The 21,299-nt window shown below is 68.8% G+C and carries 23 protein-coding genes and 3 pseudogenes; 17 read left to right on the top strand and 9 right to left on the bottom strand.

Annotation, left to right across the window (positions count from 1 at the left end; translation table 11 throughout):
• The first annotated feature begins 168 nt into the window (after positions 1 to 168).
• The 3 genes from IEY95_RS09220 (at position 169) to IEY95_RS09210 (ending at position 3,534) form a co-directional block, all read left to right on the top strand.
• On the top strand, positions 169 to 2,145 hold the full coding sequence (locus IEY95_RS09220; RefSeq protein WP_189185362.1) for an FAD/NAD(P)-binding protein: 1,977 nt from the start codon (positions 169 to 171) through the stop codon (positions 2,143 to 2,145).
• A gap of 90 nt (positions 2,146 to 2,235) precedes the next feature.
• Positions 2,236 to 2,691 (top strand): DoxX family protein, encoded by a 456-nt coding sequence (locus tag IEY95_RS09215; protein WP_189185361.1) that lies wholly within the window; start codon positions 2,236 to 2,238, stop codon positions 2,689 to 2,691.
• Between the two features lie 219 nt (positions 2,692 to 2,910).
• On the top strand, positions 2,911 to 3,534 hold the full coding sequence (locus IEY95_RS09210) for a DedA family protein (protein WP_189185360.1): 624 nt from the start codon (positions 2,911 to 2,913) through the stop codon (positions 3,532 to 3,534).
• 30 nt (positions 3,535 to 3,564) lie between these two features.
• Here the strand turns inward: IEY95_RS09210 and IEY95_RS09205 are convergent, their stop codons facing one another.
• Positions 3,565 to 3,795 (bottom strand): DUF2277 domain-containing protein, encoded by a 231-nt coding sequence (locus tag IEY95_RS09205; RefSeq protein WP_189185359.1) that lies wholly within the window; start codon positions 3,793 to 3,795, stop codon positions 3,565 to 3,567.
• 60 nt (positions 3,796 to 3,855) lie between these two features.
• Here IEY95_RS09205 and IEY95_RS09200 point away from each other — a divergent pair, with 60 nt between their 5' ends.
• Entirely contained in the window at positions 3,856 to 4,629 is a 774-nt protein-coding gene (locus IEY95_RS09200) for an MBL fold metallo-hydrolase (protein ID WP_189185358.1), read from the top strand.
• Between the two features lie 121 nt (positions 4,630 to 4,750).
• Entirely contained in the window at positions 4,751 to 5,674 is a 924-nt protein-coding gene (locus IEY95_RS09195; RefSeq protein ID WP_189185357.1) for a ketopantoate reductase family protein, read from the top strand.
• Between the two features lie 288 nt (positions 5,675 to 5,962).
• Here the strand turns inward: IEY95_RS09195 and IEY95_RS09190 are convergent, their stop codons facing one another.
• The gene (locus tag IEY95_RS09190) at positions 5,963 to 6,898 is read right to left on the bottom strand and encodes a LysR family transcriptional regulator (protein ID WP_189185356.1); all 936 of its coding nucleotides are present in this window, start codon (positions 6,896 to 6,898) and stop codon (positions 5,963 to 5,965) included.
• A 143-nt stretch (positions 6,899 to 7,041) separates the two neighbouring features.
• On the opposite strand from IEY95_RS09190, the pseudogene IEY95_RS09185 reads away from it, so the two are divergent.
• Positions 7,042 to 7,455, top strand: a pseudogene (locus IEY95_RS09185) (DUF4158 domain-containing protein); the annotation flags it as partial.
• A gap of 100 nt (positions 7,456 to 7,555) precedes the next feature.
• Positions 7,556 to 8,110, top strand: coding sequence for a Tn3 family transposase (locus IEY95_RS09180; protein WP_229702723.1), 555 nt, complete (start codon positions 7,556 to 7,558; stop codon positions 8,108 to 8,110).
• A 27-nt stretch (positions 8,111 to 8,137) separates the two neighbouring features.
• Here the strand turns inward: IEY95_RS09180 and IEY95_RS09175 are convergent, their stop codons facing one another.
• Both IEY95_RS09175 and IEY95_RS09170 read right to left on the bottom strand, forming a co-directional pair.
• A complete protein-coding gene (locus IEY95_RS09175) occupies positions 8,138 to 8,614 on the bottom strand; it encodes a hypothetical protein (RefSeq protein ID WP_189185355.1) in 477 nt (158 codons plus the stop codon).
• A gap of 615 nt (positions 8,615 to 9,229) precedes the next feature.
• The gene (locus IEY95_RS09170; RefSeq protein WP_444544761.1) at positions 9,230 to 10,357 is read right to left on the bottom strand and encodes an IS30 family transposase; all 1,128 of its coding nucleotides are present in this window, start codon (positions 10,355 to 10,357) and stop codon (positions 9,230 to 9,232) included.
• A 144-nt stretch (positions 10,358 to 10,501) separates the two neighbouring features.
• Between IEY95_RS09170 and IEY95_RS09165 the strand changes: the two genes are divergently transcribed.
• Entirely contained in the window at positions 10,502 to 10,708 is a 207-nt protein-coding gene (locus IEY95_RS09165; protein WP_229702719.1) for a helix-turn-helix domain-containing protein, read from the top strand.
• A gap of 69 nt (positions 10,709 to 10,777) precedes the next feature.
• On the opposite strand, the gene IEY95_RS09160 is transcribed toward IEY95_RS09165, so the two are convergent.
• The 3 genes from IEY95_RS09160 to IEY95_RS09150 form a co-directional block, all read right to left on the bottom strand.
• Complete coding sequence (locus IEY95_RS09160; RefSeq protein ID WP_189185354.1) at positions 10,778 to 11,365, bottom strand: hydrolase; 588 nt, start codon at positions 11,363 to 11,365, stop codon at positions 10,778 to 10,780.
• Positions 11,366 to 11,367: 2 nt separating this feature from the next.
• Entirely contained in the window at positions 11,368 to 11,595 is a 228-nt protein-coding gene (locus tag IEY95_RS09155) for a hypothetical protein (protein WP_373294447.1), read from the bottom strand.
• A gap of 123 nt (positions 11,596 to 11,718) precedes the next feature.
• On the bottom strand, positions 11,719 to 12,198 hold the full coding sequence (locus IEY95_RS09150; RefSeq protein ID WP_189185353.1) for a MarR family winged helix-turn-helix transcriptional regulator: 480 nt from the start codon (positions 12,196 to 12,198) through the stop codon (positions 11,719 to 11,721).
• Positions 12,199 to 12,380: 182 nt separating this feature from the next.
• On the opposite strand from IEY95_RS09150, the gene IEY95_RS09145 reads away from it, so the two are divergent.
• From IEY95_RS09145 to snpA, 6 genes and pseudogenes are all read left to right on the top strand, one after another.
• The gene (locus tag IEY95_RS09145) at positions 12,381 to 12,713 is read left to right on the top strand and encodes a DUF8825 domain-containing protein (protein ID WP_189185352.1); all 333 of its coding nucleotides are present in this window, start codon (positions 12,381 to 12,383) and stop codon (positions 12,711 to 12,713) included.
• A 79-nt stretch (positions 12,714 to 12,792) separates the two neighbouring features.
• Positions 12,793 to 13,281, top strand: a complete 489-nt coding sequence (locus IEY95_RS09140; RefSeq protein WP_189185351.1) for a hypothetical protein — start codon at positions 12,793 to 12,795, stop codon at positions 13,279 to 13,281.
• Between the two features lie 414 nt (positions 13,282 to 13,695).
• Positions 13,696 to 14,103: a hypothetical protein gene (locus IEY95_RS09135; RefSeq protein ID WP_229702717.1), complete on the top strand. Its 408-nt coding sequence runs from the start codon at positions 13,696 to 13,698 to the stop codon at positions 14,101 to 14,103.
• Between the two features lie 392 nt (positions 14,104 to 14,495).
• A complete protein-coding gene (locus tag IEY95_RS09130; protein ID WP_189185350.1) occupies positions 14,496 to 14,936 on the top strand; it encodes a VOC family protein in 441 nt (146 codons plus the stop codon).
• Between the two features lie 264 nt (positions 14,937 to 15,200).
• A pseudogene (locus tag IEY95_RS09125) lies at positions 15,201 to 15,305 on the top strand (polyphosphate kinase 2); the annotation flags it as partial.
• A 507-nt stretch (positions 15,306 to 15,812) separates the two neighbouring features.
• Positions 15,813 to 16,466 (top strand): annotated as a pseudogene (gene snpA, locus IEY95_RS09120) (snapalysin); the annotation flags it as partial.
• A gap of 809 nt (positions 16,467 to 17,275) precedes the next feature.
• On the opposite strand, the gene IEY95_RS09115 reads toward snpA, so the two are convergent.
• Complete coding sequence (locus IEY95_RS09115) at positions 17,276 to 17,521, bottom strand: DUF2283 domain-containing protein (protein ID WP_189185348.1); 246 nt, start codon at positions 17,519 to 17,521, stop codon at positions 17,276 to 17,278.
• A gap of 69 nt (positions 17,522 to 17,590) precedes the next feature.
• Positions 17,591 to 18,355, bottom strand: coding sequence for an IS5 family transposase (locus IEY95_RS09110; protein WP_189185347.1), 765 nt, complete (start codon positions 18,353 to 18,355; stop codon positions 17,591 to 17,593).
• Between the two features lie 381 nt (positions 18,356 to 18,736).
• Here IEY95_RS09110 and IEY95_RS09105 point away from each other — a divergent pair, with 381 nt between their 5' ends.
• The 3 genes from IEY95_RS09105 to IEY95_RS09095 all read left to right on the top strand — a co-directional run bounded on the left by IEY95_RS09105 (position 18,737) and on the right by IEY95_RS09095 (position 21,221).
• Positions 18,737 to 19,012 (top strand): hypothetical protein, encoded by a 276-nt coding sequence (locus IEY95_RS09105; RefSeq protein ID WP_189185346.1) that lies wholly within the window; start codon positions 18,737 to 18,739, stop codon positions 19,010 to 19,012.
• A 303-nt stretch (positions 19,013 to 19,315) separates the two neighbouring features.
• A complete protein-coding gene (locus IEY95_RS09100) occupies positions 19,316 to 19,660 on the top strand; it encodes a hypothetical protein (protein WP_189185345.1) in 345 nt (114 codons plus the stop codon).
• 787 nt (positions 19,661 to 20,447) lie between these two features.
• On the top strand, positions 20,448 to 21,221 hold the full coding sequence (locus tag IEY95_RS09095) for a hypothetical protein (protein ID WP_189185344.1): 774 nt from the start codon (positions 20,448 to 20,450) through the stop codon (positions 21,219 to 21,221).
• Positions 21,222 to 21,299 lie beyond the last annotated feature (78 nt).

Raw genomic sequence — 21,299 nt, 5'->3', positions numbered from 1 at the left:
TTGTGTGTGATGTCCCTGATGCTCGTGACGCATCCCACACCCGGCGCCGATCATCCGCTTCAGGGCTCGGCTCCCGCACCGTACGACGGCATGATGAGGCGGACCGTCCGCTTCCCGCGGGCGGTCCGCTGCCATGACCGTCCGCTTCCCGCGGATGCTTCGCCGCCCATGCGCCCCACACGCCCGGGAGTCACACCCTTGTCTGCCGCACCCTCCCCCGAGTTCTCGGCTGCGCTCGAACAGGGGGGACCCCCGTCGCCCTCCGGGACCGCCCATGTCTCCGTCGCCCTTGTCGGCGCGGGTCCGCGCGGCACCAGTGTTCTGGAGCGGCTGTGCGCCTCGGCTCCCGAGCTCCTCGCGCCGGGCACGCGGCTGACGGTGCATGTCGTCGATCCGGCCCCGCCCGGGCCCGGCCGCGTCTGGCGCACCGAACAGTCCCCGCATCTGCTGATGAACACCGTGGCCTCGCAGGTGACGCTCTTCACCGACGAGAGCGTGGACTGCTCGGGGCCGATACGTCCGGGGCCGAGCCTGCACGCCTGGGCGGGCGGCGAGTTGGGCCCCGACGACTATCCGACCCGCGCCGAGTACGGCCGTTACCTGGAGTGGGTCTTCGGCGAGGTGGCGGGCCAGGCGCCCGCCGCGGTGCGGGTCGAGGTGCACACCGCCCGCGCGACACGGCTCGCCGACGCGCCCGACGGCCGCCAGACACTCGCCCTCTCCACCGGCCGCACCCTGTCGGGCCTGGCCGCCGTGGTCCTCGCACAGGGCCATCTGCCCGTGCTCGCGGACCACACGCAGCAGCGCCTGGCCGCGTACGCCGAGCGGCACGGCCTGCGTCATGTCCCGCCCGCCAACCCGGCCGACGTCGACCTCTCGCCCCTCTCCCCCGGCGAACCGGTCCTGCTGCGTGGCCTGGGCCTCAACTTCTTCGACCACATGGCCCTGCTGACCACCGGCCGCGGCGGCCGCTTCGTCCGGACCCGCACGGGCCTGCGCTATCTGCCCTCGGGCGACGAACCCCGGCTGTACGCCGGCTCGCGGCGCGGCATCCCGTACCAGGCGCGCGGCGACAACGCGAAGGGCCCGTACGGCCGCCACACCCCGCTCGTCCTCACCGACGAGGTGATCTCCCGCTTCCGCAAACGCGCGGACTCCGGTGACGCGCCGGACTTCCTTTGCGAGATATGGCCGTTGGTCGCCAAGGAGGTGGAAACGGTCTATTACGAGGGGCTGTTGGGGAAGCCGGAGGGCCTGGACTTCCGGGAGCGCTTCCTCGACCTCGCGCACCGGAGTCCCCAAGAGGCCCAGCTCCTCGACGAGTTCGGCATCGCCGCCGCAGAGCGCTGGTCCTGGGACCGCCTGTCGCGCCCGTACGCCGGACACACCTTCACCGGCCGCGAAGCCTGGCGGGAGTGGCTGCTCGGCCATCTGCGCGAGGACGCCCGGCAGGCCGCGCTCGGAAATGTCGCAGGGCCCCTCAAAGCCGCCCTCGACGTGCTGCGCGATCTGCGCAACGAACTGCGCCTGATCGTGGACCACGGCGGACTGTCGGGCGATTCGCGCCGGACACACCTGGACCGTTGGTACACACCGCTCAACGCCTTCCTCTCCATCGGCCCGCCCCGGCGGCGCGTCGAGGAGATGGCCGCGCTGATCGAGGCGGGCGTCCTGGACGTCCTCGGCCCGCGGCTCGACGTGCGGGCCGAGGACGGGGCGTGGGTCGCCCACTCCCCCGACGTGCCGGGATCGGTCGTGCGGACGACGACCCTCGTGGAGGCGCGGCTACCGGAACCGGAACTGCGACGGACGGCCGACGAACTGCTCGCCCGGCTGCTGAAGACGGGGCAGTGCCGCCCGCACACCGTGGACGGTTACGAAACCGGAGGACTGGACGTAACACCGCGCCCCTACCGTCTGATCGATCGTCAAGGTCGAGCGCACGCACGGCGGTTCGCGTTCGGAGTGCCCACGGAGGGCGTGCACTGGGTGACCGCGGCCGGGGCTCGTCCAGGCGTTGATTCGGTCACGCTTTCGGATGCCGACGCGGTGGCACGGGCCGCGCTACGTGCGGCGATGACACAGGCGGAACCACAAGCGGAGGCGGACCGATGGCCAAATGTTGAACTTGCAAGCATTGATTAGGCTCGCCTGACGTTGATGACTCACTCGGTTCCGTCCCCACGATCCGGTCCCCCACGGACCGACCGGACCAGACCGAAGGAGTTCCCCCACATGACCGGACGCCTCAACAGCACCCGGCCCTACGCCATCGGCCTGTTCCGCATCGTCGTCGGCCTGCTCTTCGCCGTGCACGGCGCCGCTTCCCTCTTCGGCGTGCTCGGCGGCGCCGCGGGCACCAACGGCGGCACCATCGACGCCGGCACCTGGCCCGGCTGGTACGCGGCCGTGATCCAGCTTGTCGGCGGCGCCCTGGTGCTGTTCGGCCTCGGCACCCGCGCCGCCGCGTTCATCTCGTCGGGCTCGATGGCGTACGCGTACTTCGACGTGCACCAGTCGGCAGCCCTGTGGCCGATCCAGAACGGCGGCGAACTCTCCGTGCTGTTCTGCTGGACCATGCTCCTGCTCGTCTTCACCGGATCCGGCGCACTCGGCCTCGACCAGCTGCTCACGGGCCGCACGGCCTCGGCCACCGAGGACAAGCGGGCCTCGGAGCCGGTCGCGGCCTGACACCCCCTGCGCACCACGGCGCCCGCCTCGTCGCACCCGGGGTGGGCGCCGTCGCGTCGACAGCAGCCAGTGAACGTGATGTGACAGACACATGAGCCCCCCGTGGCCCTCCTGCCACCCCCGCCGCGTACGCTGTATGGCTGTTAAAGGCCGCCCCTGCCGCTCCCCGTGACATCGCGGCGTGGTCGTGCCTACGGGGGATTTCAGGGGAGTGTTTCGGTGCTGGAGAGTATGGGGTCGCTGACGGGCAGCCCATGGATCTACGCGGCGGTTGCCGTGTCCGTTCTGCTTGATGTGTTCCTGCCGGTCCTGCCGAGCGGCGTGCTGGTGATCACGGCAGCCACGGCCGCGGCGGGCTCGGCCACCGGCGCCGTCCCGCACGCCGTGCCCGACATCCTGATGCTCACCCTCTGCGCGGCCACGGCCTCCGTCCTCGGCGACCTGGTGGCGTACCGCCTGGCCTGGCGCGGCGGCGAACGCCTGGACCGTGCCATCGCCCGCTCCCGCCGCCTGACCAGCGCGCAGGAACGTCTCGGCGTGGCCCTCTCGCGCGGCGGCGGCGCCCTGGTCGTCGTCGCCCGGTTCGCCCCGGCCGGCCGCTCGGTCGTCTCGCTCGGCGCCGGCGCGGCCCACCGCCGGGTCCGCGAGTTCCTGCCCTGGTCCATGCTCGCCGGCCTGGCCTGGGCCGGGTACAGCGTCGCCCTCGGCTACTTCGGCGGCCAGTGGCTGGGCGCGACCTGGCTCGCCACGGGGGTGTCCTTCGCGGCGCTGTTCGTCGCGGGCGCCGGAGCGGCCTACCTGATGCGCCGCCCGGCACCGCAGGAGTCGGGCACCGGCGCCTGACCTATCCGGCGCGCTGTGTCGCCGCCTGACCTATCCGGCGCGCTGTGTCGCCGCCCCGCGTACCTCCAGGCCGCCCAGCAGTTCGGCCGTGGCCGCCGCGATCGCCTCGACCGCGTGGTCGAAGACCTCACGGTTGTGGGCGGCCGGGGCGCGGAAGCCGGACACCTTGCGCACGTACTGGAGGGCGGCGGCGCGGATGTCCTCCTCGGTGGCCTCTTCGGGGAGCACGGGCGGGCGGAGGGTCTTGATGCTGCGGCACATGGGTCCAGTCTCGCGCAGACGCCGGGAATACCGTCGCGCTCTCCACAGATTGTGCAGAGCATGACCCCAGTGGAGATCACCTACATCGGCGGCCCCACGGCCCTCATCTCGCTCGGCGGCGTACGACTGCTGACCGACCCCACCTTCGACGCTCCCGGCGAGTACCCCATCGGCGCGCGCAAGCTGGTGAAGACGGCCGGACCCGCGCTCGCGGCCACGGAGGTCGGCGCGGTCGACGCCGTACTGCTCTCGCACGACCAGCACCCTGACAACCTCGACGCGTCCGGGCGTACGTATCTCGCGGGCGCCCCGCTGACCCTGTCGACGGCATCGGCGTACGACCGTATCGGCGCGCCCGTGCGGGCCGTGCCGTCGTGGGAGCACGTCGAACTGCCGCGCCCCGACGGCGGTCTGCTGCGGGTGACCGCCGTGCCCGCGCAGCACGGTCCCGACGGATCAGAGCCGATCGTGGGTGAGGTCACCGGCTTCGCGCTGTCCGGAGACGGGCTGCCCAAGGTGTACGTGAGCGGCGACAACGCGTCCCTGGACGTCGTACGGGACATCGCCGGCCGCGAGGGCCCGTTCGACGTGGCCGTGCTGTTCGCGGGCGCCGCGCGCACCCCGCTGGTGCCGGACGCCCCGCTGACCCTGACGAGCGAGGACGCGGCGCGGGCGGCCGGGATCCTCGGCGCCCGCCATGTCGTGCCGCTGCACTTCGAGCACTGGGGCCACTTCACCCAGGACGGCGCCACGCTGACGAAGGCGTTCGCGGAGGCCGGACTCACGGACCGGCTGCATCTGCTGGAGCCCGGGGCTTCCGTACGGCTCCCCTGACAACACCCAAGCATTTCCTTGGGGTTGGGCAAGCTTCCCCGAGGATTGACTCGGATGTCCAGCGCTTGTGATCATCGCCGGGGCCCTGACTCGGGGGCCCGGCGGAGAGAGGCGAGGACTCATGGCGAATGACCGGCTCACAGTGGCGGTACTGGGCCCGGGCGGGGTCGGCGGTCTGCTCGCCGCGCTCTTGGCGCGGGCGGAGCACCGGGTGATCTGTCTGGCCGCGGACGAGACCGCGCGGGTGCTCGCCGCGGACGGCATCCGCGTACGCAGCGCGCACTTCGGCGACTTCACGGCCCGTGTGGAGGCGGACACCGAGCTGCGCGAACCCGTCGACGTGTGCCTGATCGCGGTCAAGGCCACGGCGCTCGACGCGGCCTTGGAGCGCGTCCCCGCGAAGGCACTGGGCGACGCCGGCCTGGTCGTACCGCTCCTGAACGGCGTCGAACACCCGGCGGCCCTTCGCGCCCGCTACCGCCCCGAGCAGGTGGCACCCGCGGTGATCCGCGTCGAGTCGACCCGCCTGGCCCCGGGCCTGATCGAGCACGGCAGCCCCTTCGCGGACATCGACCTGACCGGCGACACCGCGCCACGCGCACGGCTCGACGCGCTCGCCGGCGCCCTGGAGTGGGCCGGTGCGCGCGTCCGGATCCAGGACGACGAGGCGGCGACGCTGTGGGCCAAGATGTCGTTCCTCGCGCCGCTCGCGCTGCTGACGACTCGGTACGGGGTGCCGCTGGGCGGCGTACGCACGCTCCACCGGGAGGAGTTGGTGGCCCTCATCGACGAGATCGCGGCTGTCAGCCGGGCGAACGGCGCCCCCGTCGACCCCGCGAACGCCCTCGCCCAGTACGACGCCTTCCCCGCCGCGATGAAGTCCTCCATGCAACGCGACGCCGAGGCCGGCCGCGCACTCGAACTGGACGCGATCGGCGGGGCACTGCTGCGCGCGGCCGCGCGGGGTGGGGTGGCGGTCCCGGTGGCGACAAGGGTGGTGGGCGAGCTGGCAGCGTCCGGCCGGCCCGGCCCGTCCGGCGCTTGAGGAGCGCTGATACGGAAGGCGCAGGCCCTGTCAGGGGCGCGGAGTTGTACGACCGGCCGACGCCAGGGGCGCGCAGAACTGCGCGACCAGCCCACGTAAGGGGCGCAGGGAACTGCGCGACCAGCCCCCACCCACCCGGAGGCGTAGAACCGCCCGGGGTCTGGGGCGGAGCCCCACGGGATGATGGGGGTCCCCCTGAGAAGACGATGGGGTCCCCTGATCGGATCGAGCGAAGCCGGGAGTTGAGGGGGAGGGTAGGGGCGGCGGGGGGCGACGACGACCTGGTCCTCAGCCCCGTACGCCGGTGCTGTCGATGTCGATGTCGATGTCGAGCTCGGCTCCGCAGTACCGCGTGACCGTGTCGGCGAAGGCGCGGGCCGGGGGCGACAAGGCCTCCCACTGGCGCACGGCCCAGCCGGCCGTGAGAGGTGGCAGGGCCGGGATCGGGATGAACCGGAGACCGGGGTGGCCGGGGCCGAGCCAGCCGGGCAGCGCGGGCACGACGGCGTGGCCGAGGCCGAGTTCGGCGAGCAGGATCGCGGTGTCCCAGTCGGCGACACTGGTGTCGGAGGCGGCAGCCGGCACCCCCAACTCCCGGTAGGCGGTGTCGAGATGGGCCCGCGAGGTGGAGTTCTCGGGCAGCCCGATGAGCCGCATCCCGGCCAGCTCCGTCCCCTCGACGTGCTCGCGCCCGGCGAGCGCGTCGTCGGCGCGCACGGCGAGCATCCAGGGCAGTTCGACGACGGCCCGCTGCTCGACCCCGCGCACCGGCGGCCCGAGGGTCACCCATGCGAGGTCGAGCCCGTGATCGCCGAGCGCGTCGAAACAACCGCGACTCGAACTCTCGGTCTGGAACTCCAGGGTCACCTGCGGATGCCGCCGCCGGAAGTCGACCACGGCGTCGGCCATGAAGTGCCGCACTGTGGCCCCGCCGGTGGCGATCCGCACCACCCCACCGCCCCCGCGCACCATCTCGTCAAGCCGCCGCAGCGCGAGGTCGAGCCCGGATATGCCGTCGGCGGCGGCCCGTTCCAGCACCCGCCCCGCGCGTGTCGGCACGACGCCCCGGGCCTGCCGCTCCACGAGCCCGACCCCGACTTCCCGTTCCAGCCGCCGTACGTGCTGGCTCACCGCCGACTGGGTGCAGCCGAGCTCCCGGGCCACGGCACTGAGACTGCCGGCCCGGCAGACGGCGACGAAAACACGCAGATCATCGAGGGTCACGAGGCCCAAAACTATCGGGCCCCGGACTCCTATCTCTGACCCCAGGTGCAAAGTAGCCGCCACGCCTTCTGGCGCCCCGTTTCCTCGCAGCCGATCGTCTCGTTGGGCCGACCGAGTGAACGGCGAGGGGTGGGAGAGCGGGCATGCGCAGGGAGTGGTCACCGGAAGATGTCGTGGCGTGCTGGACGCCGGTGGGCGCTGACTGGGACTTGGTCGCGAACAAGTCCGGCCCGACCCGGCTCGGCTTCGTGCTGATGCTGAAGTTCTTCGAGCTGGAGGGCCGATTTCCTCAGTTCGTCGAAGAGTTCCCGCAAGCCGCCGTCGACTACGTGGCCGACCTGGTGAAGGTGCCGGCGGAGGACCTCGCGAAGTACGACCTGTCGTCCCGGTCGGCCAAAGGGCATCGCACGCAGATCCGTGAGGTCCTCGGCTTCCGTCCAGCGACCCGTGCCGATGAGGAACGGCTGACGGCCTGGCTCGCCGATGAGGTCTGCCCGGTCGAGCTGGTGGAGGACCGGCTACGCGAGGCCCTGTTCGTGCAGTGCCGCACCGACTGTATCGAGCCGCCTGGCAGGGTCGAGCGGATCGTGACCGCGGCCCGGTCGCGTTCGGATCGGACCTTCTGCTCACGTACCGTCGCGCGCCTGGGAGAAGCGGGTGCCGGGCGCCTCGGGCCGTGCGGTCCGTACGGTCTTCGCCTGCGACTACCTCGCCAGCCCCGGCCTGCGCTGGGAGATCCACGGCGGGCTCCAGGTCGTGGAGAACTGGAATGGCGCGAACACCGTCCTGCACTACGGCAAGGACGGCGCCCTGACCGGCCCGGACAAGGAGCACGCCGAGACCTCGATGCTCGCCCTGCACCTGCTCCAGTCCGCCCTCGTGCACGTGAATACGCTGCTGCTTCAGCAGGTCCTTGCCGAACCGGCCTGGGCGAAGAAGTTGTCGGACGAGGATCGGCGCGGGCTGACCGCCTTGTTCTGGTCGAACATTAACCCCTACGGCACCTTCCGCCTCGACACGGACTCCCGGCTCGAACTCCCGCTGGCCGCCACGGTGCCCCGTCCCCGTATGCCTGCGGATGCCGCTGGCCAGACCGCCGCGGCGACTTCCGATATTGAGCTGACGCTCACGGCGGGCACAGCGAAGTTCGACCCGGAGGATCAGTACTGGTTGGATCAGGTGGCGACACTGCACGCCGACCGGCCCGGCTGACGTCCGACCGGGGAAGGCGGTCCGGGATTATTTGGGGTTTTCGTCGCCGGGTTTCCAATCAGGATGGAACGTCCTGATCATGTCCTCCATGCTCGCGGGGCGCGGGGCCTCTTCTTGCCGGCTCTTCGCTGAGGCCCGCGCCTGGGCCGCTTCCTTCTCGCCCTTCCGCGGTATGAGGGCCGACACCACGAAGACGACGAAGACGGTGACCACGAAGGCCACGAAGGTGAGAAATCCGGACCACTGTTTCGACAGGCCCACACCGCGGTTCAGCCAGCGGGCCATCGGAACGAACGGCGCGAAGGCGGTGAATGCCGCGTTGAGCAGGACAGATTTCGTGATGACCTTGAGTGGCGCCTCAGCCGCGCGCTCTTTGGCCAGCAGCCACACGGCAAGCCACAGTACGGTGAGGACCAGCACCGCGGAGAACAACGCCCAGCCCAGACCGAGTCCCATGCGATGGAAGGCCACCGCCAGGGAAGGCACGAGGACGACCTCGATCAACGCGGTCACCTGTGTGGTGGGGCTTTTCGAATAGAGCACTGCGGTCCCCCTTGTGTGCCGATGCGGTTCACGATCGTAACGGGACGGCGTTGTGCGCGCCCAAGGCGGTCGCGGAAGCTGTTGCCCAATCGTCGAATTCGGCAACCGCCAAGGCTCAACCCACCAGCGCCCAGACCAGTTTTCCGATGCCCTCGCGGGAACTGACGCCCCACCGGCGCTCGGTGAGCGCGACGACGAGGGCGAGAGTGGGAGCAGGTCACCGGGGTCAGTGTGCGCGCCACCCGTGAGAAGGTCAGCGGGCATCATCTAGTAGCGCTGCACGTGAAGTGCAAGCCAAAGGCCGGGACGACCGGGGCCTTCTACCGTCCCGCAGGGTGGCCAGCGAACGTCGCGCTGCCCGCCGTCCGCCGCGGTCTCAAGCCGCCAGACAACACAGTATGGCTGCCGGTGTGCGTGCTCGGACCCTCATGCCCGAACCGCGTCGGCTCGAACTGAAGAACACAGTGATGGCCCATACGAAACACCCGCTGGAGACTCCATGGGGCTGGTAATCGCCCTGCGCACGACACGGAGGTGTGCCGAAACTCCCGCCACTGTCGGAAAACGATGGCGAGCTCAAGCGGTCGGCGCATCACTGCTGTTCAGGAGGTCAGCGTAGACCTCTGCCGGAGTGCGGTAGCCGTGGGTCTTGCGCGGACGGTGGTTGAGTTCGTGAGCGATGGCGTCCAGGTCGGCCTGGCTGAACCTGCGGAGGTCGGCGCCCTTGGGGAGGTACTGCCGAAGCAGCCGGTTGGTGTTCTCGTTGGTGCCGCGTTGCCACGGGCTCCGCGGCTTGCAAAGGTAGATCGGCATCCTGGTCTCTGTGGTGATGGCCTGGTGCTCGGCGATCTCCCGGCCACGGTCCCAGGTGAGCGTCCGCCGCAGGTGGGGCGGGATGCCGAGGAGGCTCCTGGTGAGGTGCGGGGTGACCTGCTCGGCCTTGATGCCGTCCGGCAGCGCGACGATGGCCGTGTAGCGGCTGGTGCGCTCGACGAGCGTGGCGACCGCCGAGGGTCTGGTGCCCATCACGAGGTCGCCCTCCCAATGACCGGGGACCTTCCGGTCCTCAACCTCGGCGGGGCGGGCGGTGATGGACACCATGCCGCGGATGATGCCCCGCCCGGTAGGCCGACGGGCGATCTTCGGGCGGCGCATGGGCCGGGCTGACCGCAGGCGTTGAGTGAGGCTGCGGTCGATTGCCTGGCGGCGACGAGGGTCGTAGAGCGAGAGGTAGATCGCTTCGTGCGAGATCTGCATGGCGGTCTCACCAGGGAACTGGCGTCGCAGCCACCCTGCGATCTGATCGGGAGACCAGCACAGAGCCAGCTTCGCCTCCACCAGGGCGCGCAGAGCCGGTCGTTGGGCGAGCTTGGCCTGCTTGGGCCGGCGCCCGCGCACGTAGGCGGCCTCATCGGCGGATGCGGCACGGTAGCGGTCCCGGCCTCCGTTGCGGGCGATCTCGCGGGAGACGGTCGAAGGCGATCGGCCCAGCCGACTGGCCAACTGTCGGCCAGATTCCCCGGCGGCGATACCGCGGGATATCTCTTCGCGCTCGCTGCCGCTCAGATGCCGCTCTGATCGCTGCTGCGGGGTGAGGCGGACGCCGCCGCTCTGATGCAGGAACCGACGGGCGCTCTGCATCGGTGCCCCGAGCGCCCGCCCGATCAAGCTGAACGATTGCCCCTCGCGCCAGCGTCTCCAGATCTCATCCTGCTGAGCCGGCGAAAACCCGTAGTCGCACCTGTGCCTCCACGATCACATGATCATCCGTGGGTGGTGCGTTGATCACTTGAGGGTGCCATCGTCTGCCGACACTCGGACCCGTGATCACGAACCCGCAGGTGGGGTGTGTCGGGCGGCCGGGTGGGCGGGCGCCGGCCGAAGCTCACCGTCGACCAGGCCGCGCTTGCCCAACGGCTCTACGACGAGCGGGAGAAGACGGTCCAGCAGATCGCCGACATGTTCGGCGTGCCCCGATCGACGGTGTACGGACACCTCGACAAGACCAAGACTGTCCCCCGCCAGCCCAAGAAGACCGTGGTCACGAAGCCCTGATCGCTACTTTGCACCTGGGGTCAGAGATAGGAGTCCGGGGCCTATCGGGGGCGGCCCGGGACCCTCACCTCAGATGCGGGTCTTGGCCAGCAACTCGACGATCTCCGCGGTGGTCCCGGTCTCGCCGAGCCGGGGGAAGATCCGCTCGACGCTGTTGCGGTGCGTCATCTCGTCGAGGTCGGACATGGCGTCGGTGGCCAGGGTGACGTGGTAGCCGTGCTCGTGAGCAGCGCGGGCACTGGACTCGACGCCGATGCTGGTCGCGATGCCGGCCAGCACGATCTGGGTGATCCCCCGGCGGCGCAGCTGCAGGTCGAGGTCGGTGCCGTAGAAGGCGCCCCAGTTCCGCTTGGTGACGGTGATGTCCTCGGGGTGCCCGGCGAGTTCGTCGACGATGACGTCCCAGCCCTCCGGAAAGCTGCGGGAGCGGCTGCCGCCGTCGATGCGGCCGGGCGCGGCGTCCGATCCGTCGGCGGCCGCGGTGACCCGTACGAGGACGACCGGGAGGCCGTGCTCGCGGAAGGCGTCGGCGAGTCGGCCCGCGCGGGCCACGACCTCGGCGGCGGGGTACGGGGCGAGGTGCGGGTTCCCGACGATGCCGTTCTGGAGGTCGATGACGACGAGGGCGGTACGGGGGTCGAGCGCGCTGAGAGCCATGGTCAGGCCTTTCCGGGGGGTCGGGATACGAGGTGGGGAAGGGAACGGTCGAGGAGGGTGACCGCCAGAAGCAGGACGGCTCCGGCGAGCATGAAGGCGAGCATGAAGAGGGCGAGGTCGCGCGGACCGCCGGTGTCGGCGCCGTGCGGGAAGACCGCTGCGGTGGCGGCGGAGTCGACCATCGCGCCGAGGTACATGAAGGTACGCAGCAGTCCGGCGGCGGAGCCCATCCGGGCGGGGTCGGCCTGCCGGTAGAGCGCCTGGCGGCGCGTGTGCGAGAAGGCCCGGCGGCCCGGGCGGGTTTCGGTTTCGGCATCACGGCCGGGCGGCCCGGGCGGGTTTCGGTTTCGGCATCACGGCCGGGTGAGCCGCTCCAGTACGGCCATCGCCTCGATGACGGTCTGCCGCTCGGCCTCCGTGCAGCGGTCGTGCAGGGCCTGGGCCAGCCACTCCTGGCGGGCCTGCCGGGTGCCCTCGACCCGCTCGCGGCCGGCTTCGGTCAGCGTGACGAGTTGCCGTCGGCCGTCCCCCGGGTCCGGGCTGCGGGCGATCAGGCCGTGCTGGTCGAGCGCGGCGAGCGTGGCGGCCATGGACTGCGGCCGGACCCCCTCGGTCGCGGCCAGCCCACTGGTCGTGGCGGCCCCGCTCTTGCTGAGCAGTGTCAGCGCGGACAGCTGGGAGGGCGTGAGGTCCTCCGCCTCGGAGACTTCCCTGATCCGCCGGCGCAGCCGGTTGAACGCGACCCGCAGATCGCGGGCGGCGCGGGCTGCGGACTCAGAGACACCTGCGGCGTCCCCGTTGTTCTCGTCCCTGGCACCACGGTTCTCGTCCATGGCGTCACGGTAAAGCCATCAGTCCAGACTGTCCAGTCTCAGCTGAACAGTCTGGGCTGCCTATGCCGGGACACCAGAGGACGGAACCCCTCGCCGGCGTGGCCGCCCCCTCGGCCCACTCGTTCGCGTGAAGTCCCGGAAGGAACTCGCATCCCAAAATCGAACAGGCGTAGCATTGCCGCGTGGCTGCGACCTATGACTTTCCGAGTGACCTCCTGGCCGGTCAGGAGGAGCTGCATCAGGTCCGGGCCGAGCTGCTGGCCCTGCTGAAACGACTCCCCTGGTCCGTAGAGCCCCTGGACGGCTTCAGCGACACGGGCGGCTGGCGCAAGGTGGAGCGCCCCGCCTCCCCCGGCTGGACCGCCGACGAACAGGCCGAGGTGGAAAAGCTCCGACAGCGGGAGCGCGAGCTCGCCGTGTTCGTGACCTGCCACCGCTTCTGGTCGGAAATCGCATCGCCGGAGACGGTCGACGCACGCATGACGCTGAAGCACACACACGAGAACCCGTCCTGAACTGCTCGGAACGCGCACGTCCGCGGCCCGCCCCAAAAAAGCCCATGCCCACAGCAAGTTGGCCTCGTACGGTGCCCCCATGGGGAACGAGCGACGCCTACGCCGTCTCATCGTGGGCGACACCACCTGGTACTGGACGGTCCGGCAACGGGTGAGACCCGCCTATGACGACTGCCGCCTCACACTCTCCCTGCGCCCCGAGGGCACGCGACGTCGGCTGGCTCTGGTCTTCCGCCCGAGCCAGGACCGGATCGTCTCGAACACGTACTTCGAATCGGGCGCCTTGGTGCGCCTCCCGGACCGCACGTACCTCAATCTCCACGAGCCGGGAACAGTTCGCCGCCTCCTCGACGCCGCCATGCCGATCCTGGATCTCCGCCCCTCCGAGCAGGTGATCGAAGTGGATGGATGGCGATACTTCGACGCCATCACGGACGTGGCGGGCAAGGATTCCCACAAGCCCCCGATGCGTAAGGAAACAGAGGAAACAGAGGGCAGGGAAGGCGCTGAGCGCCGAGGCCCGGCGATCGTCGTGACGGAACCTCCGCACACAACGCTCGGGCTTTGAACCTACGACTTCTTCGCCCGGGACCAACTTGAATGGGCGTTCAACCTTGGGCTTGCACGCAAGGGCAGGCAGGACTCACACATCGACCGCCCGCGCATCAATTGCCGCAGGTCGCGGGAGTGACACGTCGCGATCACGCTTGTGTCGCGACGGGAACCTCGTTCACATCCGGCCTTGACTCGAAATACCTGTTAGGTGAGCCTTACCTAAATCTTGCTGTGCATGTCCTAGGAGTCGTCTGTGTCCGCGCTGCCCCCCGAGCCGTCCGCATCCCCTCAGGCAGGGCCGACTCAGCGACTGGGACTGTACGACGCGTGGTGGACAGTCGGGGCCGCCGCATTCGCCGTCTGCCTGAGCCTCTCAGCCTGCACTTGGATATCCCTGCACCTGCGCGTGGACGCCGCCCTCCACACCGTGGCGCTTTTCGCCCACCTCGCCTCGCTCGTTCTCGGCTTCGGAGCTGTCCTGGTGGCCGACTACTACGCCCTCCTGTGCCTGACGGGCCGGATCACCCTGCGCAATGCCCTGAACAGCACGGCCCGCCTCAATGTCCCGATCTGGACCGGCCTTGCCGGACTCGTGGCCAGCGGCGTACTGCTCCAGCCGAACCTCGACTCCGCCCTCACCCGCATCAAGCTGGGACTGGTGCTCGTGCTCACCCTCAACGGCTTGCAGGCCGGGCTCCTGAACAGACGCATCACGCAGCGGGGAACTCCTGCGCTTGCGCCGCGCTCCCTTGCCCGGGGGGCCGCGACGGCCCTGCTGTCTCAGGTCTGCTGGTGGGGTGCCCTGGCCATCGGGTTCCGCAACAGTCAGCGCTAGGCAGTATTCGGCGATCCGATGGAGGCGAAGCGGCCCCCTCATGGCCTGGAGCTCCACGGACGCCGAGCGCGATAGATCGGCGCCTTCGACGACACGTATTCGACAGGGGGCGCCAACGTCCACTGGCTACGGCCGCTCCTGCCGGGTATCTGGCTGAGCATGCTTGCTCTGATCCATACCTCGCACAGCGCAGCAACCACGGTGTGGGCCTTCGTGGGAGCCATTCTCATCGTGCTGGCGGTGGGTTGCTACATGCGGATGAATCTCACCTGAGGCGCGATCCAGATTTTTCGGAGTTCAGCGGTCTGCGGATGTCGAGAACGTGCCACCGGCTCCGCCCCAGGGACATCAGCGGCCACCACCGGCCGCACGAGGAAGAAGGAGAAACCAGCATGGCGATTCAGCGGATGGACAACGTCGGCATCGTCGTCGAGGACATGGATGCCGCCATCGCGTTCTTCGTGGAACTCGGTATGAAGCTGGAGGGCAGGGCGGAGGTCGAGGGCCTCTTCGCGGACCAGTGCACCGGACTCGACGGCGTCCGCTGTGACATCGCGATGGTCCGGACCCCAGACGGTCACAGCCGGCTCGAGCTGGCGAAGTACCGCAGCCCCGCGGTGATCAGCGCCGGGCCGCGCAACCGGCCGCACAACATTCTGGGCACGCACCGCATCATGTTCGCTGTCGACGACATCGAGGACACCGTTGCCCGCCTGCGCCCTCACGGCGCCGAACTCGTCGGCGAGATCGCCCGGTTCGAGGACAGCTATCTGCTCTGCTACCTCCGCGGCCCGGAGGGCATCATCGTCGGACTGGCCGAGCAACTGCGCTGAGAAGGGGGAACCGAACCATGCAGCCGAACGGAAGCCATGAGATGGACCTCGGAGAGAGGTGGCTCGCCACCTCTGAAGTCGTTTACTAGCGTGGCGGCAACTTCGCAATTATGGCCATATTGGGGCGTATTGATCGCGAGAGTATGGGCGCGGTGACTGGGTGCCTGTCTGGCACGGGGCCTGACGCGGTGGGGTCTGCGGGGGATGAGCTGGGCCAGGGCAGCCTCGGCCTGGACGAGGGTGATCAGCAGGGGTTGTCCGGATGCGGCGGACACGCTGCTGGAGGCGGGCGAGGAACCGACCGACCTCTCCCCCACGCCGCTCGCCGGGCTGCACGGCGGGCCCGGCTTCCATCCTGATCAGGACTGAGCGGCGGCGGCTCAGCGGTGAGGGATGCCGCCCAGCGCCGAGGGTGACTCCCTGGGGGCGACCCGGGGCCGGTGGAGCGCGAAATAAGCGGAATCTCATGTTCTATGACGTCGGTCACAGCGCGCCGCCAAGCAACCGGCGCGCTTAGTAGACGCGACGTGGCAGACATCTAGGGATTTGTCCGTCTTGGCCCGGATGCGGATCCCTCCGCGCGTCCCGGAATTCCGACCGGCCGGCCCGCACGCCTGCTGCCCTGCGGCGTAAGGGTTCTGACGCCGCGACAGCTTTCCCTCCTGTCGCCATGTGCGGACCGGAGGCCCGCGCACTGCCCTGGCGAGGTCCTGGGACCTACGAGGCGACGTAGTGGCGGGACCCATTGCGCGCCCTGTTGAGGCGTTCTAAGAATGGCGACCCACAGGACATCGCTGCAGTTCGGAACCGGTGTTCACGCCGAGTCGACCGCGCACTGTGGCGCTCGGCGTCACCGAGTGAGTAGGAGCCCCCCACATGAAGTTGTCCCGAACGTCCCCGAGACCCCTCGCCCTCGCTCTCGGCCTGGGTCTGGCCACCAGTGCGCTGGGCGCAGCGGTGCCGGCGAGCGCCCTGACGGCCCCCACCCCGTCCGCTTCCGCCGGTACCTCCGTGGCGCGGTACAACGGGTCGGCTGAGGAGGCCGCGAACAACAAGGCGTTCTTCGAGGCCGTGCTCAAGTCGGTCGCCCAGAAGCGCGCCGCCCAGCCCAACGCGCAGGCGGTGACCCTCTACTACGACGCCTCCCGGGCACCGAGCTTCCGTTCGCAGATATCGAGCGCGGCCTCGATCTGGAACAGCTCCGAGTCCAACGTCAAGCTCCAAGAGGCGTCGAGCGGTGCCGACTTCTCCTACTACGAGGGCAACGACCCGCAGGGGTCCCACGCCTCCACCAACGGCCACGGAAGCGGCCAGATCTTCCTCGACTACACCCAGAGCCGGCAGTACGACTCGGTCCGCGTCGTCACCCACGAGACTGGACACGTGCTGGGCCTGCAGGACGACTACAGCGGGCCGTGCAGTGAGCTGATGTCGGGCGGCGGCGCCGGCCCGTCCTGCACCAACCGCTACCCGAACGCCACCGAGCGCGCGCGTGTCGACCAGCTGTGGGCCACCGGACTTGCGCAGGCCCCGGGCACGGGGAACCAACCCGCTGGCGGCCCGAGCGCTGCACCGTCGGCACCGACTGTGGCCCCGGGCACGGGGAACCAGCCCGCCGGCGGCCCGAGCGCTGCACCGTCGGTACGGACCGTGACGCCGGGCCACGGTCCGTGGCGGCGGCACCACAGAACGCCCTGGAGTTAATTGCGTTCCCAGGTGGGAAGCGGCTCGCTGTCGAGGATGGCTTCAGCCACATGCTCAAGACGGTCGTCTGAGCACTCTTGCAGGCCGGCCGACAGACGCTGGTGCTCGATGACGGGCTGATCGAGCGCAATCCGTGCCGGGTGAAGGGCGCGGGGACGGTCACCCACACCGAGCGGCCGTTCTCTCTCCTCCTCCGGGCCCTCATGAACACGGCCGTCCCCTGCCGGCGCCGACGAAGACGAGCCCGGTTCGGCCGGCACTCGCGTACTCGGCCAGGTGGTGAGCCAGTTCCGGAACGAGCGAGGCCGGGAAGGCCACGGTGCGGACACCGGCCGCACTCTTGGGTACTTCGACGGGTCCGAACGACCGAGAAAGATCAAGGCCCAGGTCCTCGGGCTCCCACCCGCGGACCTGGGCCTTTCTCGTGTCCTGAGACTGGTGGGCGCGGACGGTTTCGCGGTCAGTCGGAGGGTCAGACCCCTTGGACGGTGCCATCACCATCCTCACAGTCAGCCGTGGATGTCAGAAGCCTTCTGATCCGTAGCTAAGAATGGATCGGTCATCCAGAGTCATTGAGCCTTTTTCAACCTGCTGCAAGGCGCACCGTGGTCGCCGCGAGCGCGGTGCTCGACTGTTCATGCGCCTTCGGTGTCCAGCCGCTCCGCGGTCTGGAGCAGGTACTTGGGCAGTTTTGAACTGGCGGCCAACACCTCGATGCCGATGAGGCGGCCCTGCTCGTCGAAGTCGAGGTTGATCATGGCGTCAACGTCCACTGGATCGCAGGGATACATGTGCGCGGACTTCACGTGGGTCTGCGGTTCGGTGAGGTAGACGTACGCTGCGTCCACAGTCTTGTCGTAGGTGACTCTGACGTCTGGCACGCTGAGCGGGCTCCTTTGCTGTCGTTGATGGCGGCGCTGTCCTTGTCCATGCCTCAGGCCGCACCGCCCTCAGGCTGTCGTGGCGAGGTGCAAGGCCAGGACGGCCTTGACGATGTCCGTGATGCGGGCGGTGCTGCAACGGAGTTTGCGCAGGAGCCGCCAACTCTTCAGGGTGGCGTTGGCCTGCTCGCCGACGGCTCGGATCCTTGCGTGGGAGGAGTTCACCGCCCGCTTCCCGGCTGGGAGCTTGCTCCAGCGGCCCCGGTAAGGCACACGGATCGTCCCCCGGGCTCCCTGATATCCCTTGTCTGCCCACGTTCGGATGCCGGCTTGGGTGAGCGCTTCGATGATGCCGTGGGTGCGTGCGGCCTTGATGTCGTGGACGGCACCTGGCAGGGCGGGTGAGGCCCAGAGTAGGCGTTCGAACGCATCGGCGATGACCTGGACGTTCATGCCGTGGCGCTTGTGTTTGCCGGAGTAGTAGGGGCGGTCGGCGGCGATGCGGTCGATGGACAGCAGTGTGCCGTCCAGGATCACGAACGCCTTGCTGGCGGCGACGGTCATGGCCTGCTGGAGGGTGGGGGCGAGGGCGGCCAGGACCTCAACCGCCTCGGCGATGTACCGGTAGACGGTGGCCAGCCCGATCCCGAAGCCGGCCGCGAGTTGGGCGTACGTGTGCCCGCAGCGCAGGTGGGCCAGGGCAAGCAGGGCCTGTCGATCTGCGGTCAGGCGGCGCCAGCGCGTGCCGCGCTCACGGCGCCGGGCCGTCAGCAGGTCGGACAGGTAGCAGAGGGTCGAGCTGGACAGATCGATCCCCGATGGGTAGACAAGCACGTGAAGCTCCGGGCGGACAGGTTGATCTTGGTCGACAACCCATCTACCAGGAGCTTCACCTTTTCCTCAACGCCGCCCTGGGCCAACCGGCATGCTACGCAACCAGGTTGGAAAAGCCTCATTACGGCCGCTTTCGGGCCGCCGTCGACTTCATGGCGGGTGCTGTCGGTTGCTGTCGCTGCTGTACTGCACTGCTGTACGGAGTGGGGCGTGCGCCTCATCGCAACCGGTCGGGCACGCATCGGGCACGCGTTCAGCTGCACGGGTTGACGCAGTCCAGGCCATGATCCTATTGTCCGCCTTGCGCATGGTTGCAGCCGACGGCGATGAAAGCCGACCGGATTCTGATTAATGCCGAAATCTGAGTAAGTGAGGGTAGTCGTGGGGGTGCTGCTCTCGTACCTGGTCCTTTTCCTTATTGAATGCGGCTTGATGGCGCTGCAGATTGTCGGCGCGTTCCTGCTCATGCTGAGTGCCGCTCTGTTTATCCGGCGCTTCGCTATTGGGCGCAAGCGTCGACCCGATGGCCACTTCCCGAAAGCGACGGCAGTGGCACCATATGTGCTTGGCGGCATCGGCATTTGCTTGCTGGTTCCTACTTCGGCAGCGCTCTTCATCGGGAAGAAGTCGGGCATTTTTGAAACCTGGGCGATATAGGCCGAAACCGCTGACGAGATCCAAGCTTCCAGAGCCTCCAGGAAGGCATCCAGCGTCCTGCGAGTTGAGGTCTGACCTGCGGGATACCGACTTCGGCGTCTACTGGCTGTAGCTCCTGCTCCTGGTGGCCTACCTGTCCGGCCTGGTGAACATTACGGCCGCGTCTTGCATGCCTCCGATGATGTTGACGTTCTTTGTGCGACCCAGGAGAGTCACCGCGGCAAGCGTCGGAGGGTAGGTATGAACATGGCCGGCACCTCGACACCTCCGGAGCGCGGAGGCGTCGCGAGAGGCTGTGTGACCGTGGGCCTGATCATGGGGTTGGTGCCGCTTGGCGGGCTGCTACTCCTGTTCAGTTTCGTGGCCACGATGGAGGTTGACTCTCCAGACGCTTTCGCGGGGTGGCGGGACAACCTCAGCGGCCTTGCGCTGTTTCCGCTGGCCCTCAGCGTCACCGCGCTCCTCGGGGCGCTGGCAGCCACGTTGTGGGCGTCCCCGCGCGTGCGGCCATTCGTCGGCCTGGTCTGCGGTCTACTGCTCGTCGCGGCCTGCTATCGGGCGTACACGCTTGCACCGATGCTGAAGTGCTGGGGCCACAATTCCATCGCGCGGCAGGCGGACGGCTCCTATAAGTGCGCCGACCGCTGACCGTGGCCTTCCACTTTGCCCCCAGGGCAGCTCAAAGTCCTGAGCTTGGGAATCAACGGGCCTGTTGCACCCATCGCTTCGAGGAACAGATCGGTCTCGGTCTTCCCGTCCGCGCGCGGCCTCGGCGAGCCGGGTCTCCAGCTCGGTCAGCCACATGGACCGGCTGCTCACGAGGCGTCTACAGCGCGAGTAGTACCGGCGCTGTTGTCGGATCCGGATGTCAAAGACCCCCAGCCATGATCGGCTGGGGGTCTTTGTCCTGGTGGGCGCGGACGGTTTCGAACCGCCGACATCCGCCTTGTAAGGGCGGACGTGGTCGTTGGCGGGCCTGCCCAGGTCACGACGGCTGTAGCTGCAGCCCAGGCGAACAGCACATCTCGACTGCAGCAAGCCGTCGTTGACCGTGGTTGACCGCACGATGTGGCACGGCTGTGGCACGGCTGTGGCACGGGGACCTCTTCGTCCCGAAGCAACTGGGGATGCTCGCTGCCCTTGGGTTGCTGTGCCTGTCACCGGCGCTGATGGTCCGCTGACGTCCACGGTTGTTCGTGGTTGTGCGTCGCGGTTGTCACGCAGTTAGACACTCACCGCTACTACTGTCCGGGTGAGGCCCTAAAGGTTGTCCCGTAAATGATCTTCGACCGGTGTCGACCGCCTCGTGCGAGGCGAAGATCGCCTGATGCCCGATCGTGATCCAAGGGTGTACAACCCCGTGTGGATCCCGACTGTCTGAAAGGCGCCGGAAGATGAGTCGCCGGCGCCTTTCGGTACAGAGATCGGGGATCAGGTGGGGAAGAAGGTCTGGAGAGCTGTCGTGGCCGGTGGCGCGGCAGTGGTGTTCACGGGCGTGGTCGCGGTGCCGGCCGGGGCGGCCGAGGGCGGGGTCTCGTTCACCCGTGTCCAGGTGAATGGCGGCAAGCCCATTGTGATCGGGGTGTCGAACGAGGTCGCGGTGCCCACCTCCTTCCGGATGGCGACCACCCACGAGTGGAAGTATCCGGCGGTGTTCCTGTACCGCGGCAATGCGGATCCGACGGGTGATCGGCTGTGGCACGCCATCGAGACGAGCGACTGCATCAAGGTGAGCACTGGCGTGTGCGACTTCAACGAGACGATGTACTTCGACCCGAGCGTGTGGGATATGCACAACAGCGAGGCCGGAGCCTGGAAGGTCGCGGCCGAGGTGTCCTTCCAGGGCGGCGGCGGTGACACTGACGATGAGGGCCTCACTGTCTACGTCAAGCGCAACTCCCGCCTGACTGTGAATGCCTCGCCCGAGCCGGTAGCCAAGGGCAGGACCATCACCGTGACCGGAAAGGTCACGCGGGCCAACTGGGAGACCAGGAAGTACGCCTCCTACGGAGGCCGCCTGGTGAGCCTGCAGTTCAAGCCCACCGGAGCCACCTCCTACACCACGCTGAAGAAGGTATACGCGAACGGCTCGGGTGATCTCAGGACGACCGTGAAGGCATCCCAGACCGGTACCTGGCGCTGGGCGTACTACGGCAACACCACCACCGGCCCGTCGACTTCGGCCGGCGACAACGTCGTAGTGAAGTGAGTTCCCTGGACTGCCTCTCGATCTACTCGGCACAGCTACAGGACAACCCTTAGGGTCGGCGTCGCGCGGTCGGCGGCG

This window comes from Streptomyces albiflavescens (assembly GCF_014645835.1).
Taxonomy (GTDB): domain Bacteria; phylum Actinomycetota; class Actinomycetes; order Streptomycetales; family Streptomycetaceae; genus Streptomyces; species Streptomyces albiflavescens.
Note: the sequence above shows the minus strand (reverse complement) of the source record. Positions and strands in the feature narration are given on the sequence as shown.

Bases quoted from the DNA above. Each gene is read 5' to 3' on its own strand.
- IEY95_RS09220 (WP_189185362.1), top strand. From the start codon at position 169: ATGCGCCCCACACGCCCGGGAGTCACACCCTTGTCTGCCGCACCCTCC.
- IEY95_RS09215 (WP_189185361.1), top strand. From the start codon at position 2,236: ATGACCGGACGCCTCAACAGCACCCGGCCCTACGCCATCGGCCTGTTC.
- IEY95_RS09205 (WP_189185359.1), bottom strand. From the start codon at position 3,795: ATGTGCCGCAGCATCAAGACCCTCCGCCCGCCCGTGCTCCCCGAAGAG.
- IEY95_RS09200 (WP_189185358.1), top strand. From the start codon at position 3,856: ATGACCCCAGTGGAGATCACCTACATCGGCGGCCCCACGGCCCTCATC.
- IEY95_RS09195 (WP_189185357.1), top strand. From the start codon at position 4,751: ATGGCGAATGACCGGCTCACAGTGGCGGTACTGGGCCCGGGCGGGGTC.
- IEY95_RS09160 (WP_189185354.1), bottom strand. From the start codon at position 11,365: ATGGCTCTCAGCGCGCTCGACCCCCGTACCGCCCTCGTCGTCATCGAC.
- IEY95_RS09155 (WP_373294447.1), bottom strand. From the start codon at position 11,595: ATGGGCTCCGCCGCCGGACTGCTGCGTACCTTCATGTACCTCGGCGCG.
- IEY95_RS09150 (WP_189185353.1), bottom strand. From the start codon at position 12,198: ATGGACGAGAACCGTGGTGCCAGGGACGAGAACAACGGGGACGCCGCA.
- IEY95_RS09140 (WP_189185351.1), top strand. From the start codon at position 12,793: ATGGGGAACGAGCGACGCCTACGCCGTCTCATCGTGGGCGACACCACC.
- IEY95_RS09130 (WP_189185350.1), top strand. From the start codon at position 14,496: ATGGCGATTCAGCGGATGGACAACGTCGGCATCGTCGTCGAGGACATG.